Genomic DNA, 16,352 nt, shown 5'->3' on the forward strand with positions numbered 1-16,352 from the left:
GCATAGGCTTCGGCCGCGGTCAGTCCGCCCTGCGCGTTCAGCGTCGACAGTTCCAGCAGCTCGGGCACGTCCACATGTTCGATCTGCACGCCGGCGGCGGACAGCCGCCCGAGCGTGCGATCGAAGGCGCGCGACACGGTCTCGTCGAGATCGTCGAGCAACAGCTGGCGCGGGACCGCCAGCCGCAGCGCGCCGGCGGCCTTGCGCACGGGGACCAGCGCCTGGTCCGCGATCACGCCGTCGACCAGCACGCAGTCGGCCACTGTGCGCGCCATCGCGCAGGCGGTATCGAGCGAGAAAGACAGCGGAAAGGCGCCCGTCAGCGGCACGCGCCGGGCGGTAGGCTTGAAGCCCGTCAGGCCGCACAGCGCGGCCGGGATGCGGATCGAACCGCCGGTATCGCTGCCCAGCGCCGCGACAGAGAGGCCGAGCGCCACGGAGGCCGCGGCGCCCGACGACGAGCCGCCGCAGATGCGCGCCACCGCGCCGTCGTGCGGATTGACCGGCGTGCCGTAGTGCGGGTTGATGCCGACGCCGGAGAAGGCGAACTCGGTCATGTTGGTGCGGCCGACCAGCGCGGCACCCACCGCGCGCAGCCGTGCGACGACCGGGGCGTCTTCGCTTGCCGGCGCCGCATCGGCGCGTGCCGTCGAGGCGGCGCGCGTGATTTCGCCGCCGATATCGAACAGGTCCTTGATCGATACCGGCAGCCCGGCCAGCGGATGCAGCGGCTTGCCGGCGAGCGCCGCGGCATCGGCGGCCTGCGCCGCGCTGGCGGCGCTATCGAAGCTGGTCTGCAGGAATACCGCCTGCGCCGCTGGTTCCCTGGCACGCGCCTGCGCCTGCTGCAACAGCGCCGTGCGCGAGAGCCGGCCATCGCGGGCCAGTCGGTTCAGCGTGTCGATATCGGGAAGCAGTGTGGCGGGCATCGTCATCGGGTGCAGGCTCGGGCGGTGAGATCGGGCGGTGAACAACGTCGGAAACGAGTCGGAAACGGTAATGCGCATCGACACCGTACGTTCGCTGCAAGCAGACAACGATAAGGCAAACAATGCAGACAAGGGAAAGCGTGAAGACGCAGGCAGGCGCGCGCCCTGAATGTCGTTGCCGCTTGCCCCGCGACAGTGCGCGGCGCGCCGGATGCCCAGGATTCGTGCGCAAATTGCACACGGAAGCGGTCGCTGCAGTGCCGCGCAATCCCCATCGTTACCGGGTACTCATGCTCATAATTTGTCGATAAACTGTCAAGCTGAAATTACCGCCGCGGCCTCCGGGAAATCCCTAGACGGCGCCCGTGATCGAAGATTCGCGATCAGGAATCCGCGATCCGCAAACCACGCGATCCGCGACGCGCCAAGCCGTTCGTTCTCCGCTGTCCCACTGCAGGAGTCCTGTCCATGGCCCGAAAGCCGAGCCGCCGCGACGATGTTGCTTCTCCCGACATGCCTTCCGCCGTGGTGGTGTCCACCGATGCCGCGGCCGCCGAAGGTGTCGCGCGCCAGGCCGGCGCCGGCATCGTGTCGTCCGCGCATCTGGTGTCGTCGCGCAGTCCCGAGCTGTCCGAATTCGAGTTCGGCCTGAACACCGCCTACAACGCCTATAGCCGCTGGGTGGTGCGCTGCATGGGCGCGGCCGGCGTGCGCGACCTGACCTTTCTCGACGTGCTGGTGCTCCACCACGTCAACCACCGCGGGCGCGCCAAGCGGCTCGCCGACATCTGCTTCGTGCTGAACGTCGAGGACACCCATCTGGTGACCTACTCGCTGAAGAAGCTGCAGGGCATGGGCCTGGTTGCCGGCGTGCGCGTCGGCAAGGAGGCGACCTACAGCACCACCACGGCAGGCACCGAGGCGTGCGCCCGGTATCGCGAAATCCGCGAGCAATGCCTGACCAGCAATATGACCCCGGGCAGCGCGGAGAACGCCGAGATCGGCGAACTGGCACGGCTGTTGCGCGTGCTGACCGGGCTGTACGAGCAGGCGGCGCGTTCCGCGACGTCGCTGTAGCGCCGCACGAATTCACCGCGTCGAGCTCACGTGCGGCTGCACGCCCGACGACTATCCTCATTTCCTTCCGAGGTACTTCCGCGTGTCCCATTCCGAGTCGCAAGCCACATCGCAGTCCGCCGCATCGCAGTCCGCTTCGCAAGCCGAAACGCAAGCCGAAACGCAAGCCGAATCGCAAGCCGCCACGCCCGACCCTCGCTGGCAATTCTGGATCGATCGCGGCGGCACCTTCACCGATATCGTCGGCCTGCGCCCGGACGGCACCGTGGTCACGCACAAGCTGCTGTCCGAGAACCCCGAGCAATACGCCGACGCGGCGGTGGCCGGCATCCGCCATCTGCTGGGTCTGGCCCCGGGCGAGCCGATCACGCCGCGCCTGGTGTCCGCGGTGAAGATGGGCACCACGGTGGCCACCAACGCGCTGCTCGAGCGCAAGGGCGAGCCCACCGCGCTGTTCATCACGCGCGGCTATCGCGACGCGCTGCGCATCGCCTACCAGAACCGGCCGCGGCTGTTCGACCTGAACATCGTGCTGCCCGAGCTGCTGTATCGCGAGGTGGTGGAAGTCGACGAACGCATCGGCGCGCATGGCGAGGTAGTACAGCCGCTGGACGAGGCGGCGCTGCGCGAACAGATGCTGCGCGTGCGGGCCGACGGCATCCGCGCGGTGGCGATCGTGCTGATGCACGGCTATCGCCATGCCGATCACGAGGCCCGCGCCGCCCGGATCGCGCGCGAGCTCGGTTTCGCCCAGGTCTCGGTGTCGCACGAGGTATCGCCGCTGATGAAGCTGGTGCCGCGCGGCGACACCACGGTGGTCGACGCCTACCTGTCGCCGATCCTGCGCCGCTATGTCGAGCAGATCGAGCGCGAGATGCCGGGGGTGAACCTGCAGTTCATGCAGAGCAGCGGCGGCCTGACCGATGCGCATCGTTTCCAGGGCAAGGATGCGATCCTGTCGGGACCCGCCGGCGGCATCGTCGGCATGGTGCGCGCCTCGCAGCGCGCCGGCTTCGACCGCATCATCGGCTTCGATATGGGCGGCACGTCGACCGATGTGTCGCACTTCAGCGGCAAGCACCCGAACGACTTCGAGCGCGTGTTCGAGACCAGCGTGGCCGGCGTGCGCATGCGCGCGCCGATGATGAGCATCCATACGGTGGCGGCGGGCGGCGGCTCGGTGCTGCATTTCGACGGCAGCCGCTATCGCGTCGGCCCCGATTCGGCCGGCGCGAATCCCGGGCCGGCCAGCTATCGCCGCGGCGGCCCGCTGGCGGTGACCGACTGCAACGTGATGCTGGGCAAGATCCAGCCCGCGCATTTCCCGGCGGTGTTCGGCCCGCGCGCCGACGCGCCGCTCGATCGCGATGCCGTGGTCGCGCGCTTCGAGGAGCTGGCCGCGCAAATCGCCGAGCAGACCGGCGACCGCCGCACGCCGGAGCAGGTCGCCGAGGGCTTCATCGAGATCGCGGTCGGCAACATGGCCAACGCGATCAAGCAGATCTCGGTGCAGCGCGGCCACGACGTGACCGGCTACACGCTGACCACCTTCGGCGGCGCCGGCGGGCAGCACGCCTGCCTGGTGGCCGATGCGCTGGGCATGCAGACCGTGTTCGTCCATCCGCTGGCCGGCGTGCTGTCGGCCTACGGCATGGGCCTGGCCGACCGCACGGCGATGCGCGAGCTGTCCATCGAAGCGAAGCTGGACGAGGCCGCGGTGCCGATGCTGGCGCAGCGGCTCGACGCGCTCGCGCAGCAGGCGCGCGACGAGCTGCTGGAGCAGGGCGAGGACGCGGGCCGCATCGAGGTGCTGCGGCGCGTCCATCTGCGCTACGAGGGCACCGATTCGGCGCTGGTGGTGCCGTTCGGCGACGCCGCCGCGATGCGCGCCGGCTTCGAGGCCGCCTACCGCCAGCGCTATGCCTTCCTGATGCCCGACAAGAGCCTGATCGTCGAGGCGGTCTCGGTGGAGGCGGTCGGCGTCGCGCAGGCGCCGCAGGAGCGCCCGCCCGCGCTGGCGCCACGGGAAGGTCCGCCGCAGCCCGCCGAGACGGTGCGCATGTTCAGCGGCGGCGCCTGGCACGAGACCGGCCTCTACCGGCGCGATACGCTGCGTCCTGGGGACCGCCTCGCCGGTCCGGCGATCATCGCGGAGCAGAACGCCACCACGGTGGTCGAGCCCGGCTGGCAGGCCCTGCTGACCGAGCGCGACCATCTGGTGCTGACGCGCGCGGTGCCGCGCCCGCAGCGGCGCGCAATCGGCACCGAGGCCGATCCGGTGATGCTCGAGGTCTTCAACAATCTGTTCATGTCGATCGCCGAGCAGATGGGCCTGCGGCTGCAGAACACCGCGTACTCGGTCAACATCAAGGAGCGGCTCGACTTCTCCTGCGCGATCTTCGACGCCGAAGGCAATCTGATCGCCAACGCGCCCCATATGCCGGTGCATCTGGGCTCGATGGGCGAGAGCATCAAGACCGTGATCGCGCGCAATGCCGGACGGATGAAGGACGGTGACGTCTATGTGCTGAACGACCCGTATAACGGCGGCACCCATCTGCCCGACGTGACGGTGATCACGCCGGTGTTCGATGCCGACGGCCGCGAGGTGCTGTTCTACGTCGGCTCGCGCGGCCATCACGCCGATATCGGCGGCATCACGCCGGGCTCGATGCCGCCGGACTCGACCGTGGTCGAGGAGGAGGGCGTGCTGATCGACAACTTCCTGCTGGTCGATGGCGGCGTGCTCGACGATGCCGGCATGCGCGCGCTGCTGGCCGGCGCGCGCTACCCCGCCCGCAACGTGGACCAGAACATGGCCGATCTGCGGGCGCAGGTCGCGGCGAACGCGAAGGGCGTCGAGGAGCTGCGCAAGATGGTTGCGCACTTCGGCCTGCCGGTGGTGCGCGCCTATATGGGCCATGTGCAGGACAACGCCGAGGAAGCGGTGCGGCGCGTGATCACGGCGCTCACGGACGGCAGCTATGCCTATCCGCTCGACAATGGCGCCCAGATCCGCGTGCGGGTAACGGTGGACCGCGAGCGCCGCGAGGCGACGGTCGATTTCACCGGCACCTCGGACCAGCTGCCCAACAACTTCAATGCCCCGCGCGCGGTCTGCATGGCCGCGGTGCTGTATGTGTTCCGCACGCTGGTCGACCAGGACATCCCGCTGAACGCCGGCTGCCTGAAGCCGCTGCATGTGGTGATACCGGAAGGGTCGATGCTCAATCCGCGCTATCCGGCCTCGGTGGTGTCGGGCAATGTCGAAACGTCCTCGTGCATCACCAACGCGCTGTACGGCGCGCTCGGCGTGGTCGCGGCCAGCCAGGGCACGATGAACAATTTCACCTTCGGCAATGCGCGCTACCAGTACTACGAGACGATCTCGGGCGGCAGCGGCGCCGGCAACGGCTTCGACGGCTGCGACGTGGTGCAGACGCATATGACCAACTCGCGGCTGACCGATCCCGAGGTGCTGGAGTGGCGCTTCCCGGTGCGGCTGGACAGCTACGAGATCCGGCACGGATCGGGCGGGGCGGGGCGCTGGCACGGCGGCAACGGCGGCGTGCGCAAGGTGCGCTTCCTCGAGCCGATGACGGCGTCGATCCTGTCGAACAACCGGGTACATGCCCCGTTCCGCATGGCGGGCGGCGAGCCGGGCGCGACAGGCCGCAACCGCGTGATCCGCGCCGATGGCCGCGAGGAGACGCTGCCCCACGTGGCGCGCACCGAGATGGGCGTGGGCGATGTGTTCGTGATCGAGACGCCGGGAGGCGGGGGATACGGGGCGGCGTAGGCCGGGCGGGGGGGGCGTGTTGCCCTCGCCCTCAGCCCCTCTCCCGCAGGCGAGAAAAACGAGCCCCGGGTGGGTTGCGACGATGACAGATTGGTCTGCTGGTTTTCTCCCCCTGTCCCGCACGGCGGGACAGGGGCCGGGGGAGAGGGCAGCCCCGGTGCGCCGATCCCCCAATCCCCCCAATCCGCCCGATACTGCACTGCAAGAAATCCCCCTCGGCAGGGTACAATAGCGGTTTTCGCCGGCGCCGCCCGGCTGGCTTGCGGCCCGTCCGGCCGGACGCCACGGCCGGGTCCCGGCCGCAGTCCCACCTCCATCGCCCTCCGACCGCTCAGATCATGGCGCATTTCTCGTGCTTCCCCGGCGCATTGGCCCTGTCGGCCTTCCGCCAGCAACGCCTGCTCACCGCCCTGCAACAGATCGACGCCGACATCGAGTCGGTGCACGGCCAGTTCCTGCACTTCGTCGACACCGACCAGCCGCTGGACAAGGGCGATACCGACCGCATCCGCGCATTGCTGACCTATGGCGCGCCGTTCGCGGAGCAGCCCGAGGGCGACCGCTTCGTCGTGATTCCGCGTTTCGGCACGATCTCCCCGTGGGCCAGCAAGGCCACCGATATCGCGCACAACTGCGGCCTGTCGCATGTGCACCGGATCGAGCGCGGCATCGAATTCACGGTGATCTGCAAGAAGGGCCTGCTGCGCGGGCGCAAGACGCTGGACCCGCTGACGCGCGACGCCGTGGCGGCGCTGCTGTTCGACCGCATGACGGAGACCGTGGTCGCCACGCGCGACGCCGCGGCCGGGCTGTTCGACGAACTGCCGGCCAAGCCGCTGCGCTTCATCGACCTGGCGGGTGGACGCGCCGCGCTGGCCGAGGCCAACGTCGCGATGGGCCTGGCGCTGTCCGAGGACGAGATCGATTATCTGGTCGATGCCTACGCCAAGCTCGGCCGCAACCCGACCGACGTCGAGCTGATGATGTTCGCGCAGGCCAACAGCGAACACTGCCGCCACAAGATCTTCAACGCGACCTGGACCATCGACGGCGAGGAACAGGACAAGTCGCTGTTCGCGATGATCCGCAATACGCACCAGCTGAACCCGCAGGGTTCGATCGTCGCGTATTCGGACAACTCGGCGGTGATGGAGGGCGATGTCGCCGAACGCTGGTTCCCGCGGGGCGACGCGCACCAGTATGGCCGCCATCAGGCGCTGACCCACACGCTGATGAAGGTCGAGACGCATAACCACCCGACCGCGATCTCGCCGTTCCCCGGGGCCTCGACCGGCGCCGGCGGCGAAATCCGCGACGAGGGCGCGACCGGCCGCGGCGCCAAGCCCAAGGCCGGCCTGACCGGCTTCACGGTGTCCAACCTGATGCTGCCCGGCGCGGTCGAGCCGTGGGAGAACGCGCGCGACGCCGCCCAGCCGCTGGCCTTCCGCAATCCCGACGAACGGCCGGCGGTGACCGGCAAGCCCGAGCGCATCGCCTCGCCGCTGCAGATCATGATCGAAGGCCCGCTGGGTGGCGCCGCCTTCAACAACGAATTCGGCCGCGCCAACCTGGGCGGCTATTTCCGCGTCTACGAGCAGAACGTCGGCGGCACCGTGCGCGGCTACCACAAGCCCATCATGATTGCCGGCGGCATCGGCAATATCGACGCCTCGCATACGCACAAGGAGCCGCTGCCGGCCGGTTCGCTGCTGATCCAGCTGGGCGGCCCGGGCATGCGCATCGGCATGGGCGGCGGCGCGGCCAGTTCGATGGCGACCGGCGCCAATACGGCGGACCTCGATTTCGACTCGGTCCAGCGCGGCAACCCGGAAATGGAGCGGCGCGCCCAGGAAGTGATCAACGCCTGCTGGCAGCTCGGCGACGAGAACCCGATCCTGTCGATCCACGACGTGGGCGCGGGCGGCCTGTCCAATGCCTTCCCCGAAGTGGTCGACGGCGCCGGCCGCGGCGCGCGCTTCGAGCTGCGCCAGATCCATCTGGAAGAGTCCGGCCTGTCGCCGGCCGAGATCTGGTGCAACGAATCGCAGGAGCGCTATGTGCTGGCGATCGCGCCGGACAGCTTCCCGCGCTTTGCCGCGATGTGCGAGCGCGAGCGTTCGCCGTTCGCGGTGGTGGGCGTGGCCACCGAGGAAAAGCAGCTGCAACTGGTCGATGCCAGCGTCGATCAGGCGCTGAAGGAGCACTACGCGGTCGACATGCCGATGGACGTGCTGCTCGGCAAGCCGCCGCGCATGCATCGCGACGTCAAGCGCGTCGAGCAATCGCTGCCGGCGGTGGACGTCACCGGCATCGCGCTGGAGCAGGCGGTGCGCGACGTGCTGCGCCACCCGACCGTCGCCAGCAAGTCCTTCCTGATCACGATCGGCGACCGCAGCGTCGGCGGCATGAACGCGCGCGACCAGATGGTCGGCCCGTGGCAGGTGCCGGTGGCCGATGTCGCGGTCACCACGCTCGACTACCAGGGCAAGGCCGGCGAGGCGATGACGATGGGCGAGCGCACCCCGCTGGCCGTGATCGACGCCCCGGCATCGGGCCGCATGGCGATCGGCGAGGCGCTGACCAATCTGGCCGCGGCCCCGGTCAAGGACCTCGGCAAGGTCAAGCTGTCGGCCAACTGGATGGCTGCCTGCGGCGTCGAGGGCGAGGACGCCAGGCTGTACGACACGGTGCGCGCGGTCGGCATGGAGCTGTGCCCGGCGCTGGGCATCAGCATTCCGGTCGGCAAGGATTCGCTGTCGATGCGCACCAAGTGGGACGATGCGGGCGTGGCCAAGGAAGTGGTCGCGCCGGTGTCGCTGATCATCTCGGCGTTCGCCGCGGTCGACGACGTCAACCGCACGCTGACGCCGCAGCTGCGCACCGACCTGGGCGATTCCGTGCTGATCGCGATCGACCTGGGCCGCGGCAAGAACCGCCTCGGCGGCAGCATCCTGGCGCAGGTCACGCAACAGGTCGGCGACAGCGTTCCCGATGTCGACGACGCGGCCGATCTGCGCAACTTCTTCCACGCGATCCAGCGCCTGAACCGCGAGGGCAAGCTGCTGGCCTATCACGACCGCTCGGACGGCGGCCTGATGGCGACGCTGGCCGAAATGGCCTTCGCCGGCCATTGCGGCCTGTCGCTGAACGTCGACATGCTGACGCTCGATCCGACGCAGGAACAGGACTACGGCGACGCCAAGAACTGGGCCCAGCAGATCGCCGAGCGCCGCAACGACCAGACGCTGCGCGCGCTGTTCTCCGAAGAGCTGGGCGCGGTGATTCAGGTCAAGCTCGAGGATCGCGACGCCGTGTTCGCCGCGCTGCGCGAGGCCGGCCTGTCGGCCTGCAGCCATGTGGTCGGCAAGCCCAACGGCAGCGACCAGATCGAGATCTACCGCGACGCCAAGAAGGTGTTCGGTGCCCCGCGTGCCGAGCTGCAGCGTGTCTGGAGCGAGGTCAGCTGGCGCATCGCGCGGCTGCGCGACAACCCCGCCTGCGCTGACAGCGAATACGAGCTGCTGCTCGATGCCGCGGATCCCGGCATCACGCCGAGCCTGACCTTCGATCCGGCGGAGGACATCGCCGCGCCGTTCATCGCCAGCGGCGCCAGGCCGCGCGTGGCGATCCTGCGCGAGCAGGGCGTCAACTCGCAGATCGAGATGGCGTACAGCATGGACCGCGCGGGCTTCGATACCTACGACGTCCATATGAGCGACCTGATCGCGGGCCGCGCGAAGCTGGACGACTTCGTCGGCTTCGTCGCCTGCGGCGGCTTCAGCTACGGCGACGTGCTGGGCGCGGGCGAAGGCTGGGCCAAGACCATCCTGTTCAACGGCGCGATGGCCGAGCAGTTCGCGGCCTTCTTCAACCGCACCGACACCTTCGCGCTGGGCGTCTGCAACGGCTGCCAGATGATGAGCAATCTCGCGCCGATCATCCCCGGCGCCGGTGCCTGGCCCAAGTTCACGCGCAACCAGAGCGAGCAGTACGAAGCGCGCTTCGTCACGGTCGAGGTCCAGCAGTCGCCGTCGATCTTCTTCGCCGGCATGGAAGGCAGCCGCATCCCGATCGTCGTCGCGCACGGCGAGGGCTATGCCGACTTCTCGCAGCAGGGCGACAAGAGCAAGGTCGACGTCTCGCTGCGCTTCGTCGACAACCGCGGTGCGGTGACGCAGACCTACCCGCTGAACCCGAACGGCTCGCCGGACGGCATCACCTCGGTGACCACGGTCGACGGCCGCTTCACCGTGCTGATGCCCCACCCGGAACGCGTGTTCCGCACCGCCACGATGAGCTGGGCCCCCGACGCCTGGAAACAGATCCCCGACGGCGCCAGCCCGTGGATGCGCATGTTCCGCAATGCGCGGAAGTGGGTGGGGTAAGCCGCTCCGGTTTCGATTCCGGTTTCGACTCCGGTTGAGGTTCGATTGAAGCAAAAGGCCCGCGCGATGCGGGCCTTTTTGCTTTGTCGGGGCGACACGAATCTTCACCTTTTCGTAGCTAACTTTATTAGCTACAATATTAGCTGGCCGCTAACATGCGGCCATGTACTCCGTCGAATTCACCAGGCAGGCCGCCCAGGCGCTGAGGGCAATGCCGACGAACATGGCCGTCAATATTCGGGCAAAGATCGAAGCGCTTGCCGCCGATCCTTTCGCGCCGAATCGCAACGTCAAGAAACTGGTAGGCCGCGACGGCTACCGCTTGCGCGTCGGCGACTGGCGAGTCTTGTATCAGATCGAGGATGGCCGGCTGGTTATCGTGGTGCTGGCTGTAAGACCACGCGGAGGTGCATACCAATGACCCAGATCCAATTCATCCAGCGCGACGGCAAGCCGGAGTTTGCCGTCGTACCCATCGAGGTATGGGAGCAGGTCAAGCATTTGATGGAGGACCTGGACGATGTAGCCCTGTTCGACCGTGCGAAGTCGCAGGACGACGGCTTTCGTGTTCCGGCGGTCGTACTGGACGCCGAACTGGCTGGAGACCATCCCGTAAAGGCGTGGCGCGACTATCGCCGGCTGACACAGGATGCACTGGCCAACGCCGCGGGCCTGAGCAAGCCCTATCTCAGCCAGATCGAGAGCCGCAAACGGGGCGGCAGCATCGATGTGTTGCAGAGCCTTGCCGATGCGCTCAACGTACCGATCGAACTGTTGCTCGAACGACGCGACTGAGTCTTCCAATGCGGCATCCGTTTCCGCGGCGGTGGCTTTGGCATTGGTTGTCATGATGTCCACGCGCTACACTACCCGCCATTCCATTTCCTGCGGGCTGATATGGCGACTCTCTCCTTCGACCGTTTGCTGCAACCTGTTCCGGGCGAGGACCCTTGCGGCGAGGATCTGCTGTTCTCGGCCGAATTCGACCGCATTCAGGAGGCGCGCCGTTTCGACGATCCCTCGCTGGACCAGGGCGAGTGGGTGACCGAGTTGAAGGAGGCGGACTGGCGTCAGGTGGTCGAGCTGTCGACGCGTCTGCTGTCGGAGCGGACCAAGGATCTGCGGCTGGCGGTGTGGCTGACCGAGGCGCTGGCCAAGACAAGAGGATTTGCGGGCTTGCGCGACGGCTATACGCTGGCCGCGCAGCTGTGCGAGGCGTTCTGGAGCGGCCTGCATCCGCGCGCCGACGAGGAAGACCTCGAATATCGCACCGGCAGCGTGGCCTGGCTGGCGACGCGCTCGCGCCAGCTGATTCGCGAGATTCCGCTGGTCGACGAGGCCGCCGGCGGCTATGGCTATGTCGACTGGGAGGTCGCGACCGCGCTGACCGAGGCGATCCGCCGCGATCCCGATCACGCCGACGAACTGGCCGAAGGCAAGGTCACGCAGGAAGCGTTCGAGGCCGCGCGCAAGGCGACGCCGGCCGACTTCCATGTCGCGCTGCTGCAGGACGTGGTGTCGTGCCAGCAGGCGCTGGCCAGGCTCAGCGATGTGCTCGACGCCAAGGCGGGCGAGCATGCGCCGAGCTTCCGGCAGGCGCGTGAAGCGCTGGAGGCCGTGCGGGCGCTGGTCGAGCGCTTCGTCGGCAAGCCCGCCGCGCCGGCTGCCGGTGCGAACGAGGCCGGGCAGGCGGCCATACCTACCGCAGTCGGTCGTGCCGAAGCGCCCGCCGTCAGCGGGCAGGGCGCGGCCGCGGTCAGCGGTCCGATCCGCACGCGCCAGCAGGCCCTGGCGCAGCTGCGCGAAGTCGCCGATTTCTTCCGCCGTACCGAACCCCACAGCCCGGTCGCGTACCTGGCCGCGCGCGCGGCCAAGTGGGGCGAGATGCCGCTGCACGCCTGGCTGCGCACCGTCGTGAAGGACGACGCCACGCTGTCGCAGATCGAGGAATTGCTGGGCGTGATGCCGGACGCGGAGAGCGATTCGAGCCATTGAAGATGACGGTGGGGCCGACGCCTCACCGACACCGTCATCCCAGAAAGACGGTGGGGCAAACACCCCGCCGAAACCGTCGTCCCCGGAAGTCGTGGGCAGGCGCCCCCGACACCGTCGTTCCCGCGAAAGCTGGGACGACACAGCCAGTGCCGCCAGCCCTTACTGACTCGCCCTGAACTCGATGCGCCGATTGCGCGCCCGGTTCTCTTCCTTGTCGTTCGGCGCGATCGGCTGATCCGGTCCCACGCCGACCGCCGACAGCACCGACGGTTCGATGCCCTTGCCGGCCAGATAGCTCTTGACCGTCTCCGCGCGCGACTGCGACAGCGCGAGATTGAGCGCGCGGCTGCCCGAATTGTCGGTGTGCCCGACGATCTCGATCTTGCGTCCCGACAGCTTCGGCAGCACCGCCGCCATCTCGTCGAGAATCACGCGGCCCTTCGGCGTCAGCGTGGCGCTGCCGGTCTCGAATTCGATGATCCGGTTCGCCAGCGTGCGGTCCAGCAGATCCTGCCCCGAGGCCGGCACGCGCAGGCCGTTCTTGACCGTATAGTTCTGGCCCAGCCCGCTCGACATCGTGGTGGCGATCTGCTGCCGCTGGCCCTCGTCGGCGACATCGCCGTACAGCGCGATCTGCGTGCCGTCGATGCTCAGCTGGCCCCGCTTGACCTGCTTGATCTGCGGCGACAGCACCTTCTGCACGTTGGCGGTCCAGTTCGGCGGCGACACCACGCCGCCAACCTCGATCTGATCGACCACGTTGGCCGCGCCATACAGCTCGCGCAGCCGCGCCAGCACCTCGGCCTTGGTGGCCTCGTCCGGCACCGCGCCGCCGGCCACCACGCGACCTGCCGCTGCATCCGCGCCGGCAGGCGTCTGGGCGGAGGCGGGCGCCGCCAGCAGCCAGGTCAGGGCCGTCGCCAGCGCAACAGCGCGGCAGGCCGGGAAAACCGAACGCATGATCATTCTCCGATGAAGACTTCGCGGAAGGTGTCGAGCGCCGCGCGCAACGACAGCTGCGGCTGCTCGAGATAGCTGGCCAGCTTGGCCACGCCATAGCGCGAGCCGGCATGCTGGTCCACCCACTGCGGGTCGTCGATGTCGATATTGACTTCGCCGTACGCCAGCGGCGACATGATGCCGTGCAGCGTGCGCGACGAGGCCCCGTTGAAGCCGATCACCAGCCGCTCGCTGCGGCCGCGTTGTCCTTGTCCCTGTCCCGTGGTCTCGTTACCCACGCGGCCGAGGAACAGCGACAGCTCGAAGTCGCCGCGCTTCAGGAAGCCCGACACCTGGTCGAGCCAGAAGCTTGCCACCAGGCTGCGATAGACGGGGTCGGACGGCAACGGCAGCGTCAGGCCCTTGTCCAGCCGCGACGTGCCGGCGCTCATCACCGGTTCGAGCAGGATGCCGAGCGCGACCAGCGTGCGGCGCAGGCACAGCGTCTGCCCGTCGGCGCGCAGCATCTGCTCCAGGCCGGCCACGGTCTGGAATTCGATGAAGTCCTTGAAGCTGGCGTCGTAGGCCTGCGCGCCCGCGCCGATCTCGACCGCGAACTGGGTCTGCGCCAGATTGCGCAGGCCCTCGGCCGGATCGGCGGCGGAGACCAGCTCCTGCATCTGATGGCTGGCGCGCGTCCACAGCCGCGTCAGCGCCAGCGGGCTGCGCGCGATGAACGGCAGCGGCTGGTCGATCTCCAGCGCGGCGGCGGCGAGGAAGGGGAAGCGGCGCGACGACTGGTCGTTGCTGGCCATCACCGTGCCGGCGATCGCCAGCCGGCTCTGCGAACCGAGGAAGGCGAACTGGACCGGCTGCCACGCGTCATAGACCGTCTTCCAGCCCGGGTCCTCGGCCAGCATCTCCATCGCCTGCGACAGCCAGCGATCGAGCGTATCGAGCAGCTGGGTCTGGTTCGGGCTCTTGACGAAGTCGCCGCGCGACGGAAGCTTGCCGAAGTACGCGAGCTGCAATTGCGCTGCCTGGCTCATTGCGCACCTCCTGCACGCACGGGCGCGCCGGGCTGCGCACCGGGCTGTGCACCTGACTGTGCGACGGGCGCCGAAGCGGCGGGGGCAGGCTGCGCCGCCTCCGTGGCGGTGACAGGCGCCGACGCGTCGGCGATCGCGGGCGGCAGCTTCAGGCCGCGCAGACCCTGTCCCTGCGGCGAGTCGGCGGCCGCCGTGGTGGTCTGCGGGCTGCTGACGATGCGCAGCGCCACCGCGACGGTGGTGCCGCCCTGTGTCCACGACAGCTCGAACGCGCCATCCGGACGGCGCTTGCGCGAGGCCGTGGCGATCAGGCGCTCCAGGCCGAAGCGGCCCGGTTCGCTGAGCACCTCGACGGTGCGGCCATCGAAGGTCGTCGCGGTGATGCGCGCGCCTGGCGTGCCCTGCGGATTGGGCCAGACGAAGTTGGTCCACTGCGGCGGCGTATTGCGATAGCGCAGCTGCTGGCCGTCGATCTCGATCGTGTATTCGGTGGTGCCGGCCGCCGGCGACGGCAGGATCTGGAACACGGTCTGCGGGGCGGCAGCGGCGGCACCGCCGGCACCGGCCGCCGCGCCGCCGGTCAGCGGCGCGATCCAGCGCGTGAAGTTGGTGGTGAACTCCGGCGCGAAGGTCACGCCCAGATCGCCCCAGGTGCGCGCGGCGATCATGTCGCCACGGCGAACCGACAGCGGCCCGATGGTGGTGCCGGCGAACTTGGCGATGGCACCGTCCGGACCGAACACCTGGCCGATCTCGGCCGCGCTGGCCTCGATCTTGGCATCCGAGGCAAACGGGTACTTGGTCGCCAGCGTCTGCATGAAGGGCTGGTAGACCTGCGCGTTCCACACCTTGTTGATCTCCACGCTGGCAGGACGGATCGTCACCGCATACGACTGCAGCAGCGGACGCACCAGCAGCGGACGCAGCGTCTGGCGCTGGCTGTCGGTCATGCCCGTCAGCATCTGCTCGTCGACGTACTTCAGCGCGTCGGCCAGCTCGGAGCCGTTGCCGTCGAGCGTTTGCTGCATCAGCTGGCGCGCGCCGGGGCCGGGGTCGCCCTGGTTCTTGATGGTGTTGAAGCGCGTGCGGACCTTCGACAGCGCCTCCATATAGCCGCGCAGCAGCGAATTGTTGTCGCGCATCACGGCGATCTTGGCCAGGCCCGAGAACTCCTTGCCGACGGGGCCCATGGGGATGTTGCCGGCGTCGGACGCGGAGGCCAGGCTCGCGCTGTCGACATTGACGCTGACGCCGGACGGCGTGCCGCGCGAGACCCAGCGCTTGAACCATTCGATCACGCCGGTCTTCGCCTGCTTCAGGCCGGCGTTGACGATCGATGGGTTGTCCCACGAGGTCTGCTCATAGGCGGCGTCGAACAGCTTGCGGATCGGCGAGTTGACCGGATCCCCCAGCAGGTTCATCGCGGTCACGGCCTGGTCGAAGCTCTTGAACTCCTGCACGGCCACGCCCTGCATGAAGCGCTGCCACTCCTTGGCGTATTCGTTCTTGTACATCGACACCAGCGTCTTCTGGATCTGCTCGGGGCTGCCCTCGAGCGTCAGGTCGTCGCGGGCGGCGACGTTCAGCACCCAGTCCTTGCTCTGCAGCTCCTTGCTGGCCGCCTCGCGGATGGCCGGCTGCACGTATTGCAGCCAGGCTTCCCGGGTGAAGGTGCCGGGCACCGCGTAGCTGCCGGCGACCACCGTCGCGCCGGCGTCGCCGACGATGCGGGCCACCGTCATCGGCGCGAAGCGGGTGGCCGCGCGCGCCTTGATCTCGGCATAGGCGCGCTCGCGTGCCGGCATGCCGCGCACCACGCGGCGCAGGTTCTCGCGGGTCTGGTCGATCAGCGACAGGTTGCTCTCCAGCAGCGGCCAGTTGTCGTCGTTGACGCGCGCCAGGTAGAAGGAGATGTTGCGCTCGGCCGCGCGGATCAGCTGCTCGCGCGGCATGTTGCCGCGGTTTTCCTCGAGCCAGCCACGCCAGAAGCGCGTGACCTGGTCGGTCAGGTGCGCGACCTCGACATGGCGCTTGTCCGCCAGCATCAGATAGGTCTTCAGCGCGTTGTAGGCGTCCTCGACGTTGGTCGGGGAGGCATCGGCATAGCGCTTGGCGTTAGGCGATTCGGTGTTGAGCGCGGCTGTCATGTCGACAGCGGACGGGGCGGTCGCGGCGACCG

The 16,352-nt window shown here is 68.6% G+C and carries 10 protein-coding genes; 6 read left to right on the top strand and 4 right to left on the bottom strand.

The features are described from left to right. A partial coding sequence (locus AC6EI8_RS15740) for an amidase family protein (RefSeq protein WP_498382340.1) occupies window positions 1-929 on the bottom strand: 929 nt, incomplete at its 3' end. 468 nt (window positions 930-1,397) lie between these two features. Between AC6EI8_RS15740 and AC6EI8_RS15745 the strand changes: the two genes are divergently transcribed. From AC6EI8_RS15745 to tssA, 6 genes are all read left to right on the top strand, one after another. Further along, a complete protein-coding gene (locus tag AC6EI8_RS15745; RefSeq protein WP_149318850.1) occupies window positions 1,398-2,006 on the top strand; it encodes a winged helix DNA-binding protein in 609 nt (202 codons plus the stop codon). Window positions 2,007-2,217: 211 nt separating this feature from the next. Beyond that, a complete protein-coding gene (locus AC6EI8_RS15750; protein ID WP_226107035.1) occupies window positions 2,218-5,805 on the top strand; it encodes a hydantoinase B/oxoprolinase family protein in 3,588 nt (1,195 codons plus the stop codon). 338 nt (window positions 5,806-6,143) lie between these two features. Next, window positions 6,144-10,190, top strand: a complete 4,047-nt coding sequence (gene purL, locus AC6EI8_RS15755; RefSeq protein ID WP_498382341.1) for a phosphoribosylformylglycinamidine synthase — start codon at window positions 6,144-6,146, stop codon at window positions 10,188-10,190. A 163-nt stretch (window positions 10,191-10,353) separates the two neighbouring features. Beyond that, a complete protein-coding gene (locus tag AC6EI8_RS15760) occupies window positions 10,354-10,611 on the top strand; it encodes a type II toxin-antitoxin system RelE family toxin (RefSeq protein WP_498382342.1) in 258 nt (85 codons plus the stop codon). Beyond that, the gene (locus tag AC6EI8_RS15765; RefSeq protein ID WP_498382343.1) at window positions 10,608-10,985 is read left to right on the top strand and encodes a helix-turn-helix domain-containing protein; all 378 of its coding nucleotides are present in this window, start codon (window positions 10,608-10,610) and stop codon (window positions 10,983-10,985) included. Before AC6EI8_RS15760 ends, AC6EI8_RS15765 begins: the two co-directional genes overlap by 4 nt. Window positions 10,986-11,087: 102 nt before the next feature. After that, window positions 11,088-12,185: a type VI secretion system protein TssA gene (gene tssA, locus AC6EI8_RS15770; RefSeq protein WP_498382344.1), complete on the top strand. Its 1,098-nt coding sequence runs from the start codon at window positions 11,088-11,090 to the stop codon at window positions 12,183-12,185. A 159-nt stretch (window positions 12,186-12,344) separates the two neighbouring features. On the opposite strand, the gene AC6EI8_RS15775 is transcribed toward tssA, so the two are convergent. From AC6EI8_RS15775 to AC6EI8_RS15785, 3 genes are all read right to left on the bottom strand, one after another. After that, window positions 12,345-13,145, bottom strand: a complete 801-nt coding sequence (locus AC6EI8_RS15775) for an OmpA family protein (RefSeq protein WP_265632348.1) — start codon at window positions 13,143-13,145, stop codon at window positions 12,345-12,347. A gap of 2 nt (window positions 13,146-13,147) precedes the next feature. Continuing rightward, window positions 13,148-14,173 carry a type VI secretion system-associated protein TagF gene (gene tagF / locus AC6EI8_RS15780; RefSeq protein ID WP_498382345.1) on the bottom strand — a complete coding sequence of 342 codons (1,026 nt, stop codon included), beginning with the start codon at window positions 14,171-14,173 and terminating at the stop codon, window positions 13,148-13,150. Continuing rightward, window positions 14,170-16,352: ImcF-related family protein (locus tag AC6EI8_RS15785; RefSeq protein ID WP_498382346.1), on the bottom strand; the 2,183-nt coding region annotated here is incomplete at its 5' end. The genes tagF and AC6EI8_RS15785, both read right to left, overlap by 4 nt.

Source organism: Cupriavidus sp. R6-3 (assembly GCF_059772245.1).

What these genes read in the sequence shown, in the direction of transcription:
- AC6EI8_RS15745 (WP_149318850.1), top strand. Translation starts at nt 1,398, where the DNA reads ATGGCCCGAAAGCCGAGCCGCCGCGACGATGTTGCTTCTCCCGACATG.
- purL (WP_498382341.1), top strand. Translation starts at nt 6,144, where the DNA reads ATGGCGCATTTCTCGTGCTTCCCCGGCGCATTGGCCCTGTCGGCCTTC.
- AC6EI8_RS15760 (WP_498382342.1), top strand. Translation starts at nt 10,354, where the DNA reads ATGTACTCCGTCGAATTCACCAGGCAGGCCGCCCAGGCGCTGAGGGCA.
- AC6EI8_RS15765 (WP_498382343.1), top strand. Translation starts at nt 10,608, where the DNA reads ATGACCCAGATCCAATTCATCCAGCGCGACGGCAAGCCGGAGTTTGCC.
- tssA (WP_498382344.1), top strand. Translation starts at nt 11,088, where the DNA reads ATGGCGACTCTCTCCTTCGACCGTTTGCTGCAACCTGTTCCGGGCGAG.
- AC6EI8_RS15775 (WP_265632348.1), bottom strand. Translation starts at nt 13,145, where the DNA reads ATGCGTTCGGTTTTCCCGGCCTGCCGCGCTGTTGCGCTGGCGACGGCC.
- tagF (WP_498382345.1), bottom strand. Translation starts at nt 14,173, where the DNA reads ATGAGCCAGGCAGCGCAATTGCAGCTCGCGTACTTCGGCAAGCTTCCG.